The organism is Methanosarcina sp. WH1, assembly GCF_000970005.1.
Taxonomy (GTDB): domain Archaea; phylum Halobacteriota; class Methanosarcinia; order Methanosarcinales; family Methanosarcinaceae; genus Methanosarcina.
In genome coordinates, this window is the sequence record NZ_CP009504.1 from 169,512 (window position 1) to 188,773 (window position 19,262).

A 19,262-nucleotide genomic window follows, 5' to 3' on the forward strand; every position below is an offset into this window, starting at 1 on the left:
AGGGATTGGATGAGAGTCGCTTTAAAACTTGCATACATAGGCACCGAGTTTCATGGATCCCAGATTCAACCGAATGTCGAGACCGTGGAGAAAGAACTCTTCAAGGCTCTTCGGAATCTCAGGATTATAGAAAGCCCCAAATCTGCTAACTATAACTGTGCGGGTAGGACTGATGCAGGGGTTCATGCCCTCGGACAGGTTGTAGCTTTTGATACAGACAAACCGAACCTGGCAATTCCCAGAGTTATCAACTCCGAACTTCCTCCCTCCATATGGGCATGGGCCCATTCTGAAGTCCCTTTCGACTTTGATGCCAGGAGGAGCGCAGTTTCCAGGCACTACCGCTATGTGATGAGCGGCGGAGATTACGACATTTCAAAGATGAGAGAAGCTTCAAAACTGCTGCTTGGAACCCATGATTTTGAAAATTTTTCCAGGTCAAACGGAGAAAAAAGTACTGTTCGTACTCTGGAGAGGATCAATGTTCGTGTAGACGGGGAAATTACAAAGATTGATGTCGTTGGCAATAGTTTTCTTTGGAACATGGTAAGAAAAATAGTGACCGCCCTCTCAATGATCGGAAAAGGGGTGCGTGACAATGATTGGTTGCTCCAGATGCTAAACCCCGAGATTTATGAAGAAGGAATTGAACCGGCTCCTCCCTATGGATTAACTCTTATGGGAGTAAACTATGGAGAAAATATAGAATGGATTGAAGACAATTATTCAATCAAGCGGGCAGGTGAGCAGAACCACAAACGTATTCTCAGGCACAGGGTAATGGCTGAGGTGCTGGAAGAACTGATCTCCCATGAGTGAGAAATATCTTTAAAGATGAAAAGCTATCTTTCCTAAAGTTTCTACTCTTACTGTTCTTTACTCTTTCAGTTCTCCGGTAAATTCTACTCCATATCTTTCTGAAAAATAGTTATTATCCGTGTGAGACTTCTGTGCACTCTTTGTACATAAATCTCAAGAACCTTAAGTCCTGCCTTCTCCCCGTACTCGAATGCTGTCTTATCCGAGACAACAACTGCAATACCTCCGGGTTTTAAGACACGGTGGATTTCTTCAAGGGCGCTGGAATATAACTCTTCTAAGGACCCGGCAAGGATTGCAGCCGATCTTCCGTAGGGCGGGTCAGTGACGACTGCATCGATTGTAGAATCCTTTAGCGGAATCCTGCAGGCATCCCCTTCCATCAGGATGTAGTCCAGTTCATAGGCTTCAAGGTTCATGTGAGCCCCGAGGACAAGTTTTTCCTGGGCATCGATTCCTATGACCCTTGCACCCATAAGTCCGGCTTCTACAAGTATGCCTGCGGTGCCGCAGAAAGGGTCCAGAAAAAGCTCTCCCGGCTTTATCCCGGAAAGGTTTGTAATGGCGCGGGCAACTCTTGGCATAAGTACGCCAGGGTGGAAAAAAGGCTTGTTCTGGGGATTTCTGGCTTCATATGCGCTCCTGTCAACCGAGGATAGGAGAGTCCCAAGTACAGCTTTTTCACTCAGTATGAGCCGAAATTCCACATCAGGGCTCTTCAGGTTTGCCCTGAACCCTTTCCTGTAGATGAATCCTCCAATTTTCTGCTCCAGGTACTCGCACGGAAAGTTAACATGGTGTTTGATCCTCTTTGCCCTGACAACAAAACTTTTCCCGTCCCTGATATATCCTGCAGGTTCAAAGGCTTCTGCAAGTTTCAGGACAGCATCAGGGTTGTTTTTGGTAATCCCTACAACTTTTAGTATATGGTGAGTCATTGCCAGCCTTTCAGTTACAGGGTCGGTGAGGGTTCTTTCAATATCCTCTTCTCTGCCTGCGATATCCACTACAAGGCACTGGTCGATTCTTGCATAGGGACGGAAATCAAGCCCCTCAATTTTGAGGCAGGCAAGGACTTCGGCAGCTGGCAGTTCTTCGTGTTCTCCAGAAAGTTCAAAAGCGTATAACATTGATGATCAGAAATAAGTTGATTAATATAGTTCAAAATGATCTCTAGACAGGTCAAAATGGATCGACGCGATTCAAAATAATTCTTACAGGTCAGGGGACAAAATATAAAATATCATATATTTAAAAGTGTGTTGAGCCTGTGTTTTAATTTAAGTCTATTTTTTATTTGTGTTTTTTTATTCGTGTATATACCAGTGGGTTGCTTTGGGTCCTGTGCAGAATTTTGAGCTCAAAACAGGTTTTTACATGTAAGAAAAAAGTTGCCTGAACAGGAGACAGCCTGCAAGAGTTCATTGTATGATAGGTCCGAGTGTAAGAAATACATTTAAGACGTTGTCTGTGAAGTAGATCCTATCCTTCAACACATTTTTTCCATGGCTTCCCTGCCAGTCATTCCAATCTCAATTCCAAGCTCTCCGGCAAACTTTGTTACCTCAACAACAGTGGTTTTGAGCATATCTTCGAAATTCTGCACACCCTTCACTTTTGCTGCCGTATCCCCGAGTGCCTCAGCGGCGCTGATATTAAGATAGCCACACATCAGAAAACCCTTCTCTGCCCTTATAACCAGCAGAGGATACTTCTGCATCTCAAATCGGAGGCCAAGTGCGCATCCGTTTTCAAGCGGGATCTGTTCAATGAGCATGTTTTTCTGAATAAGCTTCAAGCCAGATTAACTTTTGGGCTCCTTTCAGGCTCCTTTCAGGTTCCGTTCAGGTTCCGTTCAGGCTCCTTTCAGGTTCCGTTCAGGTTTCGATTAATTTTTTTGAAGACATCTTTGAAAAACTCAGTGATTTGACTTATTTCAGCCTTTCCTCCAGAATTCAGGTTCCTGTTTACCCCTGTCCTGCTCTTTTTCTCCATACTCTTATTCTCAACACTCTTATTCTTGGCACTCTTATCCCTATTTATTTCCATATCCAGCGGTTCGGTTTTAAAGCTTTCATTTTCTGAAAGCCATAAAGTAATGTTTTTTTCAGGGCCGAAATTCCCCCTCAGTAAGGTACGGTTATTTTCAAACCCGAGGCTTTTGTTGTCGAGTCCTTCCGTTAATTCTGCATCAAGACCCTGCGGAAGAGTAATTGTAACACTTGAATTCGGAGTGTTCATCAGCCATATCTCTGTTCTGGGACCTGCTTCTTTTTTGAACCCATAGGTCACACTGGCGCGGTTTGTAATTGACGAGTTTTTTTCAGTTCTTCCGAGGGCATCTTTCGAGATCCAGAATTCAACGTCCCTTAATTCAACAGTATCTGACGTTGAGTTGAGCCTTACATTAGGTTCTTCTTCTATAGCTTTCTCCATTTTGTCCTCTAAAAAAACCTCCATTTTCAGGATTTCCCAGGCATTAACAAAATTGTCATTGTTGCCTGTTTCTCTGTCTATGAGATTCCTGTAAAAAATAGCTTCGTTATCCGTAATTTTCTCGTCGTAATTCCACGTCATCCCGGCTTTTTCCACTGTGATATGGTTGCCAAGGATAAAGGCAGCAGAGCAGGGTTCTGCAAGAAGGGCAGGAATGAAGAAAGTGGCCAGTAAAAGGCTGGCTGAAAGGAGGGAATATATTTTCAAGTTTTTCAACTCTTTTATTCGTCCTTTATCTGACATTCATTTTTCCGTTTTTTTTCAGGGCTTATTTTGTTGTGACTTCACATCCATCCCGGGTTATTATTAACGTATGTTCTGCCTGGGATACAAGTCCCCCGGCACTTTCAATAAGCACAGGATAAGAGTGGATAATTCTGGCTTTTTCAAGCTGGATTAATGAAAAATCAAGTTTGTCTGAATTGAGCCAACGCTTTGCAAAGGGAAGTCCCCTGTAATCCTCTGCCTGTTTCAGGACGTTTCTGATTGCTGGCAGACGTACAGGCTTTTTCTGTATAACACTGTAAATCTCTGCCCAGCTGCCGTCATGTACAAGGCCCGTTCCGTTAGTTGCAAAGGGTTCAATTGCAAGCACATCTCCTTCCTTCAGGACAACTCCCCCTTCTACATGTTTGTTAGGCACTGCAGGGTTGTCGTGGGCCTCATACTGAGAAAGCCCGTGGCCTGTGAGATTCATAATAGGATTTAAGCCGTAGCTGCGGATCGTCTCCTCTATTGCAGCTCCTACCTCTCCTGTGCTGACTCCCGGTTTCATGAGGTCAATGGCTGCTGCAAGAGCTTCCTCAGAGGCTTTTACAAGGTCGGAATTGCCTGAAAGGTCCACAGTTACTGCTGAGTCTGCTATGTATCCGTCTACGTGGACTCCGAGGTCCAGCTTCACTATATCTTTTCCAAAGACATCCTTATCCCCTACTTTGGGAGTCGCGTGGGCAGCTTCCTGGTTTCTTGAGATATTGCAGGGGAAGGCAGGCCTACCTCCAAGTTCTATGGTTTTCTTTTCCACAAATTCAGCAACTTCAAGCAGGCTGTTTCCGACTTTCACCATATCTGCGGCTTCAGTTCTGACAATCTTCAAAATCCTGCCTGCTTCTCTGTATTTTTCAAGGATATCTTCTCTGTTGTATACATTATCTGTCATGTTAACCTCAAACTGGATGATTTCTCATAATTATAAACTCTTATTATGGTAGATTCCTGCTGTATTTATGCTTATTTCATGTAATTAAGGGTTATAAAAGGCAAATTAAGGTGAATTAAGGCAAATTAAGAGTACAATCTGGTTGTATAATTTATATGGTTGTATAATTTATATGGTTGCATAATTTATATGGTTGTATAATTTATATAAATGATTTTAATACAAAGTTTTTCTCTAATCCTGTAAGGTTTTTACACCCTGTTTCAGTAACCAGCACCATATCTTCAAGCCGGATTCCCCCAATTCCCGGATAATATAGTCCGGGCTCGATCGTTATCACATTACCTGCCTCCAGAAGCACGCCGTTTTCTCCTACGCCGGGAAGTTCATGGATGTCAAGCCCGACCCCGTGGCCTGTAGAGTGTGTGAATCCGGCTGTTGCTCCGCTTCTGTAAGTGTGGTAGCCTCGTACCTCAAACAGGTCACAGACTGCACTGTGTATTTCAGCGGTTGAGACTCCAGGTTTAACCATTTCCAGAGCTTTTTGTTGGGCTGCAAATACAGTTTCATACATTGCCTTTAGTTTTTCCGAAGCCTCGCCTCTGATCACGGTCCTCGTCATATCTGCAAAATAGCGCTTCTTTTTACTCCTCGGGAATATGTCCAGGATGATCGGAGCATTTGCCCTGAGAGGCCCTTCGGTAGTTCCGTGGGGGTTTGCAGTATCCTCCCCGCAGGAGACAATTGTCTCTTCGGCTTCGCATCCAAAATCCAGCAGAGTATGGTCAATGGCCGAATTCACTTTAGCTCCGGTAAGTACCTGCCCTTTAAAATAGAGAATACCGTCCCTGTCTTCTGCTCCTGCTATCAGAGAAATTGCTGCCATCATAGCCTTTTCTCCAGCCATCTGGGCATACCTTATGGCTTCAATTTCTTCGGGTCCCTTCACGCTCCTCATTTTTCTGAAAGGGCTTTTTACAGGCACTACGGTAAAACCTGCTTCTGTAAGATAGTTTGAGTAAAAAACAGGAAAATCGTAGGCAACTGCAATTTTTTTTACTTTTTCTTCAAGGAGAAGCTCGGATATGCAGGCTGCATAGGCAATGGATACATCCTTTTTTTCCTTGATTTTTTCGCGGTAGCCAAAGTCCTGAGTGGTTTTTATATTTGAAATTCTTGACTCGATTTCAGCCCTCCCGCGCTCCATTTCCGAAATGAAAATAACTTCTTTCCCGCTTTTGGTCTGCAGGTAAACGAACTCGTCCGATGCCAGGAAGCGGGTTACATAGTAAATATCGGCACTGTGAATATTCCCTGTCATCAGATAGGCGTCTGTTCCTGCTTCCTCAAGGACCTTTTTTGTACTGAAATCTGTCTCTTTCATGCAAGGTAATTCTGATGTTTGTAGATAAAGTTGTTATCGTCGGCTTGCAGGCAGGTCTGTATATGGATCCTGATCCGGGGTATTTCTTCCTTTTTCATCTTCTCTTTTCTTTTTCCCCTTCTCTTCTCATTTTCTTTTTTCCTTTTTTATTTTCCTTTTTCTTTGTTTTTCTTTTTTATCTCCTTTATTTTGTTTCCAAGAATTTAAAGCTCCTCAAACATCGTGAAATAGAGGTCAAGAGAAGCTGTCACCTCGTCCGAAAACCTGAGAATGCATACATATTTTCTTCTTCCCTGCTCTTTAACCCATATTCTGTCTTCCAAATCTTCATTTTTCAGGTCAGTGAAAACTTTTGCCGCGCAGCCCAGAATTATTCGAATGCTTGATGTCAGTTTCCTCTTTATCCTATCTTTTTTAAACTCAAGGTAATCGCGAGAAGTGTCTGTCTGAAACAGCGGACTCCTGTGAACCCAGTACTCATCCAGGTTGAGGTTCTCTTCGACAATAAGAGGGACCCTGAAATTCATTTCCTTCAGGCGCGATAGTTCATTCAACTTATTTTTGTCGGTTTCTGAATTTTCGGAATAACCTTCGTTTTTCAGAGAAGGCGTGTTTACTTCCAGTTCCCTGTTAATCCATTTCAGGGCGAAACTTTTGGAGGTTTTGATAAAAATGAGAGTTTCCTCTTCCATTTTTTTCTGGTACTCTCCATCTTCTTGCATAGCTCGCTAAATCTATCGGCTTTTGCTTCGGAGCAATCCGGAGTATTGGACTCAATCCCCATTTTTTAACCTCCTGCTTCAACTTTATTCCTTTTTTTTAAAAACGTAGGTTGGTTTAAATAAGGGTTGGATAGCACTGACAAAAATTTTAAATTAGATAAAAACAGGCTCAAGAAACCTGTGTATAATAATATTTATACAGTTGCCAAATCGAAAAAAAAGAAACGCCCGGACCGGGATTCGAACCCGAGTCGGAGCCTCGACAGGGCTCCATGATAGGCCTCTACACTATCCGGACACTTCGGTCTTTTTAGTTGCTGTTTTGCCCGCGCTGCGAGCAAACCTTAAATGTCTCTCTGGTATATAAATGTTCCCGTTGACTGGTTCCGATTCTGGATTAAATTCCAGGTCCCGCCTCCCAGACTCGAACCGGGGACATCGCGGTGCCTGCGCAGAGATGTACGGGACATTTCCCGCACGAGCCGAACTACAGCCGCGCACTCTACCACTGAGTTAAGGCGGGACGATGATGCTGATCCAGTGCTGCACAGGGCTACACTGCCTCAGTGCACCATCTCCATATATGGTGATGGTATTTATTGTTTTCGCTAGGTGTGGGAGATTATGGCTGACATTTATAACATTTTTCATATTTGTCAAAAATACTTTTGTATATTACGGAGGACATAATGCATAATTACAGTAAGAAAATGAACAGATTTTACAATACAATATATCTTAAAATACCTTTACAATATAATATATCTTAAAATACCTCACAATACAATGTACTTTTAAATACCGAAGGAGTAAGGAATATGGTCGCCCAAATCTTTACAAACGCCAATAATTCCGATACGGTCAGCATCAACCTTGGAAACACTTTTGTGATTAAACTCAGGGACCAACCTGGAGAGCACCTGTACAGTAAGGAAGATTCTGTTGCCGAAACGGTATGGAAAATGGAGGCAGAAGAAGGTCTCAAACTGCTCCGGGAACAGTTTACTCCGGATGTCCCGGATACAAAGACTCTTCCGGGGATTCACGAATGGGAATACGAGGCTGTAAAACCAGGCATCTGGGTAATCGAAGGTAATTATACTATTTTCCGCTTTGGAGGCGAGGAGAAGTTCAAACTAACTGTTAAGGTTATCTAAAAAATCTCCTTGAATTAAAATATTTTTATTTTTCTGAGGCTCCCCAAGGGAAGTGAAAACCTGCATCTAATAGTTGAAAATGTCTTCTTTCCAGCTGAGAATTATTAATTCTTGAGTTCGGCAAATACCTGAAAGGTGCAGTAAAAAATATGTGAAAAGAACCCGAAGGTTCCCCTCGATATTTTCTTGCTTCAGATATTTTTGGTTTTATTAAAAGGTGCTCAGTTCTCCTTTGATAACCATTTCCGTGATTTTTGTCACATTGGCAAGCCAGTCGTCAATTACAACTTCAGCTTCTGACTTTACCTTTGCAAAGGAGGTGCCTTCTTTCGGAATGATCTGAGCGCTTGCCACAAGTGGCTGGTCAATGGGCTTTCCTATCTGGGAAAGCAGTCTGATATTAACGTCCTGTAAGTCCGGAACCTGCTTTACAATATCCCGTGCCATCTGTGTCGAGAGGAGGTTGTAGATTTTTCCAATATGGTTAATCGGGTTCTTTCCACTGGTTGCCTCCATGCTCATAGGCCTGTTGGGTGTGATCAACCCATTGCAGCGGTTTCCGCGTCCTACTGAACCATCATCTCCCATTTCAGCTGATGTTCCGGTGACTGTAAGGAAGACACAGCTCGTTTTCAGGTTATCGCCTGTGTTAATCTGGACTTTCACGTCCCGCTCAGTATAGCGAGTTGCAAGCTCTTCCACATAGGTCTTCATTTCCTGAGTCATGTTTATGTAGCTGTCCAGGTCGTCGATATACCGCCCTATCATGCCGCTGCATATAGTAAGGGTTATATCTTCCCCATCCCTGAGTCCCATAACTTTCATGTCTTCTCCTATTGCGGGCATGCGGGACTTCATATCAGTAAGGAGCTGCCTCTCGGTATTGTATACGATATTTTCAAGTTCCGAAAATGGGGCATGCCCAACTCCGAAAGAGGTGTCATTTGCGACTGGCACTCTATCTCTCTTGAAGACATCTCTGAGGTCTGAAGACCCTGTCCCGAGCTTGCAGTCCATGATCACGTCTCTTTCAAGATCCATGTTCACCATGGTATTTCTCAGGTACTTGCGGGCAGCCTGGAGGGCTACGGACTCTGTGGCAAGCTCGGCGCCTTCGAATTCTTTAGTGGCTCTGCCTACCAGTAGCATATATATGGGCTGCAGTACCTCTCCTCCTCCGAATTTCGGACTGGATCTTCCGGCTACTATCTGGGTTTCATCAGTGTTGTGGTGAAGTACAGTTCCACATTTGGTTATATATTCCCTGCATAGCGCTCGGCTTACGGCTTCGGCAAGTCCGTCCGATATGCTGTCAGGGTGCCCTATTCCTTTGCGCTCTACAAGCTCTATCCGCTGCTTTTCGATGGGGGTTTGCAAGAGCTCTTCAACTTTTATATTTCGGGCCATTTGGATCCTCTTTTTTCAAAATTATTGATACTTTTATTGCTAGATGTTAATATTACCGCTTTATTAATCTTTAGTCCGTTGACGTAATCAACATATTTACTTAGCGCTAACTCTAAATTAAATACTTATGTCATCCCAACATTTATATCATTATTTTTATAATACTATTTATATGACTCGTTCGTCTGTTTCTATTTAATTACTACAGATATATAATGATTCTCATGTATTCATTACTGTAGGTAATAATTCTTGATGAAGCTGTCTTTCGGCTTAAGCATCAAAAAATCAGTCTATTCCCTTTGGACCCACTGCGAAATAACATCGGCAACTTTTTAGACTGTACTCAACCATTTTCACAAGCAAACCCCTCGATTAAATCCCAAAATAATTATGCTTTACCCAAGTTATTTCGTAACGAGCCCTTTGTGTAAAAATTTACCGTAATATAAACAGAATCATCCTTAACAACGGGTTTCTGGAAAAAAGTTCACAACGAGCTTCACCGTGAAGTCTATATTATACAAGAGTATTGTGGATAAATGTTTTATACGGAATAAACATACCGGAGATAAGCTTCCCGGCAGATCACTTAAATCACTTATCAGCTTAGATCACTCAGATCACTTAAATTACTTATCAGCTTAGATCACTCAGATCACTTAAATTACTTATCAGCTTAGATCATTCAGATCACTTAAATCACTTATCAGAGATCACTCAGATCACTTAAATCACTTATCAGAGATCACTCAGATCACTTAAATCACTTATCAGAGATCACTCAGATCACTTAAATCACTTATCAGAGATCACTTAAATCACTTAAATCACTTAAATCACTTACCAGACTTATTAGAGGACAGAGCAGATGATTCGCATTGCAATACCCAATAAAGGACGCCTTCACGAACCCACAATGTCTCTTTTTAAAGATGCAGGGCTTCCCATTAGCGGAGGAGCCGAAAGCCGAATACTCTTTGCAAAAACTGCAGACCCTGATATCCATATTCTCTTTGCCAGGGCTGCCGATATACCTGAGTATGTACAGGACGGAGCTGCAGATGTAGGTATTACAGGAATTGACTTGATTACGGAAAGGGAGGCAAATGTTGAGGCTCTTCTGGACCTTAAATTCGGGAAAGCGAACCTTGTTCTGGCTGTCCCTGAGGACTCTGTTTTCCAGAGTGCCCGGGATCTTGAAGGCAAAAAAGTGGCAACCGAGTTTCCAGAGATCACGCGCAAGTACTTCCAAAACCTTGGAGTTAATGTTGAAGTTATAAAGGTCAGCGGAGCTTGTGAAATGACTCCACATGTGGGAATTGCGGACGCCATTGTGGATATTTCAAGCTCCGGGACAACTCTCCTGATAAACCACCTGAAAGCTATCGACACAGTCTTTTCTTCCACTGTCCATCTGATTGCTAACAAAAAAAGCCTCAGGGAAAAGGACAAAATTCTGGATATAAAAACTGCACTCGAAAGTGTGCTTAATGCAAAGAAAAAACGTTATTTGATGATGAACGTTCCCGAAGCTTCCCTCCAAGCAGTAAAAGAGGTCCTTCCGGGAATGTCAGGTCCGACGGTAATGAAAGTTGAGTCCAGCAGGTCGTCTGAAGAATCATTCCTTGCTGTCCATTCCGTTGTGGATGCAGACCTGATCTTTACCATGGTAAACAAGCTCAGGAAGGTCGGTGCAAGGGATATACTTGTCGTCCCGATCGAAAGGATCATGCCCTGAAAGGAAAAATACCTGGAAATAGTGAAGGCTTAAAACAGATCAGAAACAGAAGATGGTTTTCTTGCAAATATGCCGGAGATGTGGTTTTCTATGGTTTTTGAAGTGATTCCTGCAGTGGATATGAGAGAGGGAAAATGTGTTCAGCTGGTGCAGGGCGTGCCTGGCAGTGAGATCGTATCTCTTGATGACCCTCTTGCAGTTGCCCTTGACTGGGTCGGAAAAGGGGCAAAGACCCTTCATCTGGTAGACCTTGACGGAGCAATTGAAGGGGAACGAAAAAACGCCCCCATTATTGAAAAGATAGTCCGGACCTGCAGAGAGAAAGGTGTAAGTATCCAGGTTGGGGGAGGAATTCGTAGCTTTGAAGACGCAGCTTCTCTTCTTGAGCTTGGGGTTTCAAGGGTAATTCTCGGAACCGCTGCCCTCCAGAATCCCGAACTTGTAAAACAGCTTTCCAGTGTCTTTGGAAACTCATGTGTAAACGTTGCGCTGGATGCAAAGAATGGGAAAATCTCAATCAAAGGCTGGACTGAGGAGTGCGCGCAAACTCCTGTTGAAATGGGTAGGAAGTTTGAAGAGCTTGGAGCTGGAAGTCTTCTTTTCACGAATATCGATTCCGAAGGTTTGATGCAGGGAGTAAACCCTGTTCCTACAAGGGAACTCGTGGAATCTGTCAGCATCCCTGTAATTGCATCCGGGGGGGTAAGTTCCCTTGAAGACCTTAAGGTCTTGAAGAAAACCGGGGCTGCAGGTGTTGTGGTAGGCAGTGCCCTTTACACAGGCAGGTTTACCTTTGAAGAGGCAATTGAGGCCTCCCTCGGAGACTGATTGGGCTGCTTGTTTTCACTTCTCAAGAGCCCTTATTCATCAACCCATTTCCTTAATTTTTCCGGGACAAACTGAATATCAGGAAAAGATAATCAATGAATAGATAATCAATGAATAGATAATCAATGAATAGATAATCAAGGAATTGGTAATCAAGGAATTGGTAATCAAGGAATTGGTAATCAATGAATAGATAATCAAGGAATTGGTAATCAATGAATAGATAATCAAGGAATTGGTAATCAAGGAATTGATAATCAAGGAATTGATAATCAAGGAATTGATAATCAAGGAATTGATAATCAAGGAATAGGTACGCAGCTAGATACAAAGTATTTAATTATTTTAAAAGGGAATGTGATGCTGTATGAGAACAAGCAAAATCTCCCGTAAGACAAAGGAAACTGATATCCAGCTTGAGCTTTCCCTTGATGGTGAGGGAATTGCAGATGTCAGTACAGGGATTGGATTTTTTGATCATATGCTTACTTCTTTTGCAAGGCATGCCGAGTTTGACCTTAAAGTGCGTGCCGAAGGCGATCTTTATGTGGACGAGCACCATCTGGTAGAAGACGTCGGGATAGTCCTTGGAAAGGCTCTTGCCGAAGCTCTTGGAGACATGGCAGGAATCGCCCGTTTCGGGGAAGCTCGAATCCCAATGGACGAAGCTCTCGCAGAAGTTGCCCTGGATGTAGGTGGGCGCAGTTATCTAGTCCTGAAAGCCGATTTTGTTGCCTCACAGGTAGGGCAGTTCAGTACCCAGCTGGTGAAGCACTTCTTCGAGACCCTTGCCTCAAATGCGAAAATTACCATACACGCCAGTGTCTACGGGGAGAACGACCACCACAAAATCGAAGCTCTCTTCAAGGCTTTTGCATATGCGATGAAAAGGGCTGTAAAAATTGAAGGCAAAGAAGTAAAAAGCACGAAAGGGACACTGTGAATAATTCCCATTCTAATTTTTTAAACTCCGAAGGTTCCTTTTATTTTGAGAAATGACGCGCTTAAATCCGGACCCGCCATTCATTCGCAAATACCAGCATTGCTTCTGACCTGAGTTGCCCCACAAGGCATATGTTCGCTTTTTTTGCAGCTTCAACTCCGGAGTCAAAGGGCATGGCTTTGGTGGCAACAAGGGAAATTCCTGCCCGAGCTGCTTTTGTGACCATGTAGGCAGGCTGCCTACCGGTGGAAAGCATGTAGTGTTGTGAAATGTCGAGCCCCTTTAGGAATGCCGTTCCTACTACCTTATCCACGGCGTTGTGCCTGCCAATATCGACAATATGTGCTGTGAGTTTTCCTTTTCTGTTTATAAGGGCTGCAAGATGTGTCCCCCTTGTGAGCTTGTAAGTCTCGGATTCGAGATGATCCGTGCCTGTAAAAAGGGCTTCTGGATTGAACACAGCATCCGAATCTACGAAAATTTGTGTCCTGGCTGCCTCATCCCTTGGGGTTCGACTTTCCTTTCGAGTCAGGATATGGACATCATTACCTTCTACCTCAACCCCTGCAATCTCTCCGTAACTGATAATTCCTTCCGTTATCAGGTGCCCTACTGCAAGCTCTTTTAGCTCAAAAGGGGAGGCAAAAAGGGTCGTAAACGGTTTCCCGTCTAGAAAAAGTTTAACAGGGACTTCCCTTGCAAGCAATACTTTAGTGTCTTCGGCCCTGCCGTCGGAATGGATTCTTCTGGCAGGGTAAGGTGTGGTGTATCTCTCAGGCATATGGATCTGTTTTCTCGCTTTTTCTGTATAAGCAGATATAGTCTCCATATGCCTTTTTCTTTTCCGTTAGGAGTCGTCACAGAACAAATTATGCACAGGTTTCGATTGGATGCCTTAATTTTCAGAATCATTGCCACCAATTGAAAATTATCTTTATGAAAAATATGCATAATCTATTTTGGGACATATACTTAGTCTAAGCGCATTGTGAGGTAGTTGATATGTAGAATTCCCTGAATTTTACGGACTGACAATCTAAAATAACGGCACATGACTCTGGTTTTCTTCCATTTGCAATTCTCAGTTCAGTTCTCAGTACAGTGTTGATATGTTCCCAAATTTCTTTAAGTCGCCAGAGGCGGAAATAATGTAAACAGTTTTCCATGGTGGAAATTCGTGGAGTAACATTCGCCAGGCACAACCAGAACGTAACAAATAGAAGATGGTATTCAGTGTTTCTCGATAGGGATGAACGCGTTTTTTACCTCGATTCGTTCTTGGATTCGGAAAATGAGGTTTAATTAGTTGCAATTCTCGATCGGATAAATCGCCAGGAAAAGGAAGTATTCGAGATCGTTTTAACTCTGACGAACAATGATGGTATAAGGATTATTTAATTTTAAAATAGCCTCTTAGAGGAAAAATATGTCAAATCTTTGGAATCATATACTTTTTAATTAGGGCCAGCCATCTCGAATTCTGCGTGTTGCCCTCCAACATTGAGTATTATCTTGATGCCTTCAAGATCAATCGCTTCTCCTCCACTGTGGAAGATCTGCATTATTTCTTCTGACCTGTTAATACTTTCCTGCAGGTCGGTACGCGGTACACACGGGGGGTTTATTGCCCCCCCCCCATCTGAAAATACTGTAAGCGCGATTGAATAAAAAGCCAGCACGACAATAGATATCATGAGCACCTGCCCTATTACCTCTGAGACTGCCTGGCATTCCCTGGTAAATTTCCTGGTAAATTTTCTGGTAAATTTCCTGGTAAATTTTCTGGTAAATTTCCTGGTAAATTTTCTAGTAAATTCCCTGAGTTTTTTATTTCCCACCATGATAAAAATCACCTACTATAAAATTACATTCGGTTCTCTACATTCTTATTTGCACTGTTGTTTATTGAGTATTAATTTTACTGTCTGAATATAATGTTTTTATTCTTTGGGATTCCCGGGAAACATTTATAAAAACGAACTGCCTTAATTACTTAATTATCTTGTAAAGTATCAGCAAAAATTTATCTACAAAAGAAGTCTATCTTTAAGGAGAGTTGTAAAAAGTATTAATTGTTATTATGTGTTTTCAAGTGTTAAAATTCAGACAGGTTGTCCTGTCCGGATGTTTTTAACTCAGGAGGGAGAAGATCATATGGATCGCAAAAAAATATTTAGGAACGATAAGGCAGTGTCCCCGGTAATCGGTGTCGTGCTGATGGTCGCAATCACCGTCATCCTCGCCGCAGCAATTGGTTCATCTGTCTTTGGCCAGGGACCTGCAAAATCAGCACCGCAGGCGAACATCAATGTAAAATTCTCTAATTATGTGAGTGGTGTCCCTGAGAATATAACTATTGAACATCTTGGTGGCGACTCTATCAATTGGGATAATGCAGAACTCCGTTTATATGATATAAACGGCTCAACAGTTGGTGTAAATACCACTTCTATTCAAACTGATTACTTTAACGTTGGAGACGTTGAATCCCTCGGAATAAATGGTACTGACGTAATTGAACTTAATTCCATCTATAATGTGAAAATAGTTGATTTATTGTCTAACCAGGTCATCTGTAACAAAGAACTGAGGACTTAAACATAACTTTCAAAATTGTGCCCATTTGGGCGCATTTTCTTTCATTGATGCCGCCTCATCTCAAAACAAAGTTGCCCTCAAATATCGGCGTGCCAATAAAAGTCGAATAACACTTATATAATGTTTATTAAAAGCTTCTTCTATCTTGTTAAAAAAATTGAGAAGTAATCTTCATAAATATTTGTCTCATTATCTTCTCTAAATTTCTTCGATTTTTTATATTAATATGAATATTACTTACTCAACATTCCTAAGGACTAAATGAGTTGAACTAAATCTAAAAACGAATAAAATTGTTAAGAACAATCTCTATTTTTGTATATATTGTTTGCTTATTAAGGACATTGGTTTGTTTTGTCAACAACTACCTTTCCGAGATTTTATAAAAGCCCTGAATTTTCTTTTTTAACCGAATAAGCTTATGAATATAACTTCCTATATAATTAGAGGACACAATGTATTATTTGTGGAGATTCCCGTTTTCCTGTAGAGGCCGGGAATAGTAAAAAAGGGATTCAGGAACTTCTGCAGGTTCCATCTTGTAATTTTTAGACTGTCTTTTTTGGGTGAGGTATGCTTCGGACTTCACGCAATTTAATTTATTGGGAAAAGCTACAGGAACGATTTTGAAACGAAAATTCAGGGCTTTTAATTAAATCTCGGTCTCTATTTTTATCAGAGTACTGTATGCTTTAAAGTTGATACTTTTATTTTCCGGGGAAAGGGAAAATTTGACAGTGTAAGTATCGTTGGTTATGTTGTAATCTGTGCCTTCCTGAAGGGGAATCCCACTCTCGTCGACTGAATCTTCAAAATACTCTTCCCAGGCTTCTGTATTTTCTGTGTAGACAGTAAGGTCCACGGAGGTGACGTTAGCTTTTAAAGTTTTGTTTCCATTAGTAAATAAGTCGTCAGAGTCATAGAGATTTATGAAGTTCTGGGAAGTCAGCATTATATCTTCTATGCTGTTACTGGCCATTACTCTGCGTTTTCCGTCGAGGGTCACGGCTCGCACTGAAAGGTTTACGGAGGAGATGCCGGTTCCATTTTCAAGCACAATTCCCGGGGAAAGTTTCATCATGGACCTGCCGTTCCGGGCGACGATGAGAGCCCCGTTTTCGTAGCAGTAAGTTTCGTCCACGTAATGGGTGTTAGTAGGGCAGTATGAGACCGAACCGGTATAATCTAGAGTTTTATTGCTGTCGTATCCCAACATATCATCATCCACTACTATCAACATGCCTGAAATGTCATTGTTTATAGCAATGGTCCCGCCTGTTTTCATGTCTCCTATGAACGGCAAATCGGCTCCTCCCATCTGGATCGGACTGTTCAGGGTTATCCTGGAATTCGGATTCATTTCGGCCCCTGCGGCCAGAATGTCAACGTTAGACTTGAACCTGGTCATGTCCTGCCAGACGTCGGACATGTGGGCGTATTCCGCATCCTCTTTCCAGACGGGCACATAGTGGACCTGGATTGTCGTCATAGTGGCAACTATAATTCCGAGCAGCAGGGCTGCGGCAATAGCAGCTGCTATCCCTGATTCGGACTTTTTTAATGCTTCAAAACCCCTTTTTTTCATTCTTTCCCCTTCTCCAGTTTATTTTTAATTCACATACGACGCCATGTAGCTACGTTTAGGTCATTTCCGGAACTTCTATTTCCTGCAGTCATCAGTCTTGAAAATTGCCACCTGGTGTTGTTTATACAGGCAGATAGGTCGGTTTTAATAAGCCTCGATTGAATCATGTTTCGGAAGACTCTCATCATACCATTTTTCTGAGCTTTTCTCAGGGCGACAGCTGCAAGTTATGGATAACTTCTTTTGAGGGGGTATCGATAAGATACACATTTATTTCATCTTCTTCGTTGATGTTGACTCCCCATTCTCCCAATGTGTTAATCTCTATTTTGTCTCCCAGCTCCCATATGCTCCGGTTTCCCAGATTCACATATATCTGGGATGAAGAGTAAGTGTGTCGATTCCCATCGATGTTTACCGCTATTTCAAGAGATTCAGTATCGATAAACTCTCCTCCGCAGTGTTCCAGATAGATCGTATCTGTCGGTGCACCCATCCATCCTTTAACCTGAGTGTGGGGAACATCAGCCGGTCCACCGTATGATAAGATGGATGCGGCAATTGCGCCGAGAATAAGGACTGCTATTGTCGTCATGAGCATCTCCCCCAGGACATCCGAAACAGCAATGTAATTTTTAAAGAGTTTTTTTACTTTTGGCAAACAGATCCATCCATCTCATATTTTTTTTCACGTTTTTTTTACTATCAATAATTGCTTTCTTTCCAAAGTTGAGTTGTTGGCTAAAGATTGCGTTTTTTCTTTTTTCATTAGTTAATAAGCACACTTCTTTGTTACATCAAAATCAATATCAACTAACTGATTCTGGACTGGCTAAATAGTTCGTTTTCTCTACCCATAACCCCATATAATCGATAAATATTGCTTTATCATCAGACGAGGTAGTTGATGCCTCAATCCGTACCTTGAAATTAGCCAGGTCTGCAGGAGTATTGATATGATCTGTCAGGTTGATCGATTCTGATTCGAATTGATCAGTATGTTTTGGAAGCTGATTTTCGTAGTATACCCATTCCCCCTGTCCATACTCGTTTATGTCATAAAATTTAAGTCTGAAATCTTTAATTGATTTATCATTAGAATAGTAAACGATTATGAGAGTAACATTACAGAAAGTGTCCCCCGGTCTAATCCCCCAGGCAATGGGCTTAATTTTGAAATCGAGTTCCTGATATATACTGGTGTTTATCGTAGTTTTATTGGGATAATACGTAGTACAATTTCTATCTTCTTTGGTTATTTTTGGGTCCGTTGCATCTTCTGTTTTTGTGCAATCTACAAAACGAACCTGGATCTTGTTCCCATAGCCTTTTGTATCTTTTTTTGATCCTGATGTGTCCGTTATATCTCCCATCGGGGTGAGCAATATTTTTAAGTCGGGCATCTTTTGGAACTCTGTCGTAAGTGTACTTTTCTGGATCAACTCGTTTGATGGGGTATCGACCAGAAATAACTCTACTTGGTCGTCATTGTTGAGGGGAACCCCCCAAGTTTTTATTGTATTGATTTCAATAGTGTCCCCAATTTTCCAGACATTGTTGTTCCCCAGGCTTGCGTAAATTTGTGAAGATGTGTATATATACTTCTTGCCGTTTATATTTACTATTATCTCGGCATCCTCGGGACTTATTGGTTCACCTCCATTGTGTTTCAGGTAAATCGTGTCAGTGGAAGTGTCCATAATTTCCTGGACATTCGTGTGGGGGACATTGGCAGGTCCCTCCTGTGAAATAACAGAAATACTCAATACGCTGAGCATGATTACTACTATGCCTACTAGAAGGACCCCTCCCATTACTTCCGAAACTGCATTTTCTTCCGATATAATCTTTTTTTCGGACTTTTTTGGCACAGAAAACGCTCCTTGAAAATTCTTTATACCATGAATGTAAAGACCGCGTAGGTAATTATCATCATGCTGACGCTGTACTTCAAGCCCATGTAAACTGAACCCTGCTCCATTTTTCCTACAATAAGCCCGGAAGTTATAGCCTGGACAAGAATTGAGTGGTACATGAGCATCGTGTACTCCTCTAAGTTGAAGTAGCCGTTTCTTATCCCTCCGGATCCCACTCCCTGAGACGAACTCTTGAATGATGCACTTTCCGGGAAGAAGTACACAGCCAGGATGTAAACGATGAAAAGGAAGACGAAAAAGGCTATGTAGATGGTGACGACGTAGATCACCATTTCCGAAGAGCGCTCTTTTTTCAGCCTCTTATCACCCTTTTTTAACAGTAGATACTGTCACCACAACCCAAAATGCGAAAACCAATCTGAGGGAGTTGGATAACAGGGTATCGTATAACTTAAGGGATCGGGAACATTAAGCCGGAGAAAACCGGAAGCTTTAAGCATCTTGAGTAATCCGATCATATATTCCATTTCACCTGTGGTATGTGGG

At 42.2% G+C, this 19,262-nt stretch carries 19 protein-coding genes, 2 tRNA genes and 1 pseudogene; 6 read left to right on the forward strand and 16 right to left on the reverse strand.

Features of this window, described 5'->3' with window-relative positions:
- The first annotated feature begins 9 nt into the window (after positions 1-9).
- A complete protein-coding gene (gene truA, locus MSWH1_RS00750) occupies positions 10-819 on the forward strand; it encodes a tRNA pseudouridine(38-40) synthase TruA (protein WP_048125213.1) in 810 nt (269 codons plus the stop codon).
- An 83-nt stretch (positions 820-902) separates the two neighbouring features.
- On the opposite strand, the gene MSWH1_RS00755 is transcribed toward truA, so the two are convergent.
- From MSWH1_RS00755 to MSWH1_RS00790, 8 genes are all read right to left on the reverse strand, one after another.
- The gene (locus MSWH1_RS00755) at positions 903-1,949 is read right to left on the reverse strand and encodes a TRM11 family methyltransferase (RefSeq protein ID WP_048125215.1); all 1,047 of its coding nucleotides are present in this window, start codon (positions 1,947-1,949) and stop codon (positions 903-905) included.
- A 359-nt stretch (positions 1,950-2,308) separates the two neighbouring features.
- Positions 2,309-2,596, reverse strand: coding sequence for a YunC family protein (locus tag MSWH1_RS00760; RefSeq protein WP_048130136.1), 288 nt, complete (start codon positions 2,594-2,596; stop codon positions 2,309-2,311).
- An 89-nt stretch (positions 2,597-2,685) separates the two neighbouring features.
- Positions 2,686-3,558, reverse strand: a complete 873-nt coding sequence (locus MSWH1_RS00765) for a hypothetical protein (RefSeq protein WP_048125217.1) — start codon at positions 3,556-3,558, stop codon at positions 2,686-2,688.
- Positions 3,559-3,583: 25 nt separating this feature from the next.
- Positions 3,584-4,474, reverse strand: a complete 891-nt coding sequence (gene map / locus MSWH1_RS00770; protein WP_048125219.1) for a type II methionyl aminopeptidase — start codon at positions 4,472-4,474, stop codon at positions 3,584-3,586.
- 202 nt (positions 4,475-4,676) lie between these two features.
- Positions 4,677-5,858: a Xaa-Pro peptidase family protein gene (locus MSWH1_RS00775; protein WP_048125221.1), complete on the reverse strand. Its 1,182-nt coding sequence runs from the start codon at positions 5,856-5,858 to the stop codon at positions 4,677-4,679.
- A gap of 203 nt (positions 5,859-6,061) precedes the next feature.
- On the reverse strand, positions 6,062-6,580 hold the full coding sequence (locus tag MSWH1_RS00780; RefSeq protein WP_231585525.1) for a hypothetical protein: 519 nt from the start codon (positions 6,578-6,580) through the stop codon (positions 6,062-6,064).
- A gap of 225 nt (positions 6,581-6,805) precedes the next feature.
- Positions 6,806-6,878: transfer RNA gene (locus tag MSWH1_RS00785), tRNA-Asp, on the reverse strand.
- A gap of 111 nt (positions 6,879-6,989) precedes the next feature.
- Positions 6,990-7,103, reverse strand: a tRNA-Tyr gene (locus MSWH1_RS00790).
- Positions 7,104-7,398: 295 nt separating this feature from the next.
- Between MSWH1_RS00790 and MSWH1_RS00795 the strand changes: the two genes are divergently transcribed.
- Positions 7,399-7,737: a protease inhibitor I42 family protein gene (locus MSWH1_RS00795; RefSeq protein WP_048125231.1), complete on the forward strand. Its 339-nt coding sequence runs from the start codon at positions 7,399-7,401 to the stop codon at positions 7,735-7,737.
- A 210-nt stretch (positions 7,738-7,947) separates the two neighbouring features.
- On the opposite strand, the gene MSWH1_RS00800 is transcribed toward MSWH1_RS00795, so the two are convergent.
- Entirely contained in the window at positions 7,948-9,144 is a 1,197-nt protein-coding gene (locus MSWH1_RS00800; protein ID WP_048125233.1) for a methionine adenosyltransferase, read from the reverse strand.
- A gap of 871 nt (positions 9,145-10,015) precedes the next feature.
- Here MSWH1_RS00800 and hisG point away from each other — a divergent pair.
- The 3 genes from hisG to hisB all read left to right on the forward strand — a co-directional run bounded on the left by hisG (position 10,016) and on the right by hisB (position 12,656).
- Positions 10,016-10,885, forward strand: a complete 870-nt coding sequence (gene hisG / locus MSWH1_RS00805) for an ATP phosphoribosyltransferase (protein WP_048125235.1) — start codon at positions 10,016-10,018, stop codon at positions 10,883-10,885.
- A gap of 90 nt (positions 10,886-10,975) precedes the next feature.
- A complete protein-coding gene (gene hisA / locus MSWH1_RS00810; protein ID WP_048125240.1) occupies positions 10,976-11,713 on the forward strand; it encodes a 1-(5-phosphoribosyl)-5-[(5-phosphoribosylamino)methylideneamino]imidazole-4-carboxamide isomerase in 738 nt (245 codons plus the stop codon).
- Between the two features lie 367 nt (positions 11,714-12,080).
- Positions 12,081-12,656 carry an imidazoleglycerol-phosphate dehydratase HisB gene (gene hisB / locus MSWH1_RS00820; protein ID WP_048125244.1) on the forward strand — a complete coding sequence of 192 codons (576 nt, stop codon included), beginning with the start codon at positions 12,081-12,083 and terminating at the stop codon, positions 12,654-12,656.
- 61 nt (positions 12,657-12,717) lie between these two features.
- On the opposite strand, the gene fdhD is transcribed toward hisB, so the two are convergent.
- The 3 genes and pseudogenes from fdhD to MSWH1_RS17285 all read right to left on the reverse strand — a co-directional run bounded on the left by fdhD (position 12,718) and on the right by MSWH1_RS17285 (position 14,497).
- Positions 12,718-13,485 carry a formate dehydrogenase accessory sulfurtransferase FdhD gene (fdhD, locus tag MSWH1_RS00825; RefSeq protein WP_231591858.1) on the reverse strand — a complete coding sequence of 256 codons (768 nt, stop codon included), beginning with the start codon at positions 13,483-13,485 and terminating at the stop codon, positions 12,718-12,720.
- 181 nt (positions 13,486-13,666) lie between these two features.
- A pseudogene (locus MSWH1_RS17715) lies at positions 13,667-14,004 on the reverse strand (transposase); the annotation flags it as partial.
- 106 nt (positions 14,005-14,110) lie between these two features.
- Positions 14,111-14,497 carry a type IV pilin N-terminal domain-containing protein gene (locus MSWH1_RS17285; protein WP_052723110.1) on the reverse strand — a complete coding sequence of 129 codons (387 nt, stop codon included), beginning with the start codon at positions 14,495-14,497 and terminating at the stop codon, positions 14,111-14,113.
- Between the two features lie 313 nt (positions 14,498-14,810).
- Between MSWH1_RS17285 and MSWH1_RS00835 the strand changes: the two genes are divergently transcribed.
- Entirely contained in the window at positions 14,811-15,254 is a 444-nt protein-coding gene (locus MSWH1_RS00835; protein ID WP_048130139.1) for a type IV pilin, read from the forward strand.
- A gap of 652 nt (positions 15,255-15,906) precedes the next feature.
- Here MSWH1_RS00835 and MSWH1_RS00840 read toward each other — a convergent pair.
- The 4 genes from MSWH1_RS00840 to MSWH1_RS00855 form a co-directional block, all read right to left on the reverse strand.
- Entirely contained in the window at positions 15,907-16,839 is a 933-nt protein-coding gene (locus tag MSWH1_RS00840) for a hypothetical protein (protein ID WP_048125246.1), read from the reverse strand.
- 208 nt (positions 16,840-17,047) lie between these two features.
- A complete protein-coding gene (locus tag MSWH1_RS00845; protein WP_048125252.1) occupies positions 17,048-17,500 on the reverse strand; it encodes a type IV pilin N-terminal domain-containing protein in 453 nt (150 codons plus the stop codon).
- A 148-nt stretch (positions 17,501-17,648) separates the two neighbouring features.
- On the reverse strand, positions 17,649-18,710 hold the full coding sequence (locus tag MSWH1_RS17720; protein ID WP_231585526.1) for a type IV pilin N-terminal domain-containing protein: 1,062 nt from the start codon (positions 18,708-18,710) through the stop codon (positions 17,649-17,651).
- Positions 18,711-18,733: 23 nt separating this feature from the next.
- Complete coding sequence (locus tag MSWH1_RS00855; RefSeq protein WP_048125253.1) at positions 18,734-19,048, reverse strand: hypothetical protein; 315 nt, start codon at positions 19,046-19,048, stop codon at positions 18,734-18,736.
- Between the last annotated feature and the right edge of the window lie 214 nt (positions 19,049-19,262).

Coding starts and splice junctions, on each gene's coding strand:
- truA (WP_048125213.1), top strand. CDS start 10: ATGAGAGTCGCTTTAAAACTTGCATACATAGGCACCGAGTTTCATGGA.
- MSWH1_RS00755 (WP_048125215.1), bottom strand. CDS start 1,949: ATGTTATACGCTTTTGAACTTTCTGGAGAACACGAAGAACTGCCAGCT.
- MSWH1_RS00760 (WP_048130136.1), bottom strand. CDS start 2,596: ATGCTCATTGAACAGATCCCGCTTGAAAACGGATGCGCACTTGGCCTC.
- MSWH1_RS00765 (WP_048125217.1), bottom strand. CDS start 3,558: ATGTCAGATAAAGGACGAATAAAAGAGTTGAAAAACTTGAAAATATAT.
- map (WP_048125219.1), bottom strand. CDS start 4,474: ATGACAGATAATGTATACAACAGAGAAGATATCCTTGAAAAATACAGA.
- MSWH1_RS00775 (WP_048125221.1), bottom strand. CDS start 5,858: ATGAAAGAGACAGATTTCAGTACAAAAAAGGTCCTTGAGGAAGCAGGA.
- MSWH1_RS00780 (WP_231585525.1), bottom strand. CDS start 6,580: ATGCAAGAAGATGGAGAGTACCAGAAAAAAATGGAAGAGGAAACTCTC.
- MSWH1_RS00795 (WP_048125231.1), top strand. CDS start 7,399: ATGGTCGCCCAAATCTTTACAAACGCCAATAATTCCGATACGGTCAGC.
- MSWH1_RS00800 (WP_048125233.1), bottom strand. CDS start 9,144: ATGGCCCGAAATATAAAAGTTGAAGAGCTCTTGCAAACCCCCATCGAA.
- hisG (WP_048125235.1), top strand. CDS start 10,016: ATGATTCGCATTGCAATACCCAATAAAGGACGCCTTCACGAACCCACA.
- hisA (WP_048125240.1), top strand. CDS start 10,976: ATGGTTTTTGAAGTGATTCCTGCAGTGGATATGAGAGAGGGAAAATGT.
- hisB (WP_048125244.1), top strand. CDS start 12,081: ATGAGAACAAGCAAAATCTCCCGTAAGACAAAGGAAACTGATATCCAG.
- fdhD (WP_231591858.1), bottom strand. CDS start 13,485: ATGGAGACTATATCTGCTTATACAGAAAAAGCGAGAAAACAGATCCAT.
- MSWH1_RS17285 (WP_052723110.1), bottom strand. CDS start 14,497: ATGGTGGGAAATAAAAAACTCAGGGAATTTACTAGAAAATTTACCAGG.
- MSWH1_RS00835 (WP_048130139.1), top strand. CDS start 14,811: ATGGATCGCAAAAAAATATTTAGGAACGATAAGGCAGTGTCCCCGGTA.
- MSWH1_RS00840 (WP_048125246.1), bottom strand. CDS start 16,839: ATGAAAAAAAGGGGTTTTGAAGCATTAAAAAAGTCCGAATCAGGGATA.
- MSWH1_RS00855 (WP_048125253.1), bottom strand. CDS start 19,048: ATGGTGATCTACGTCGTCACCATCTACATAGCCTTTTTCGTCTTCCTT.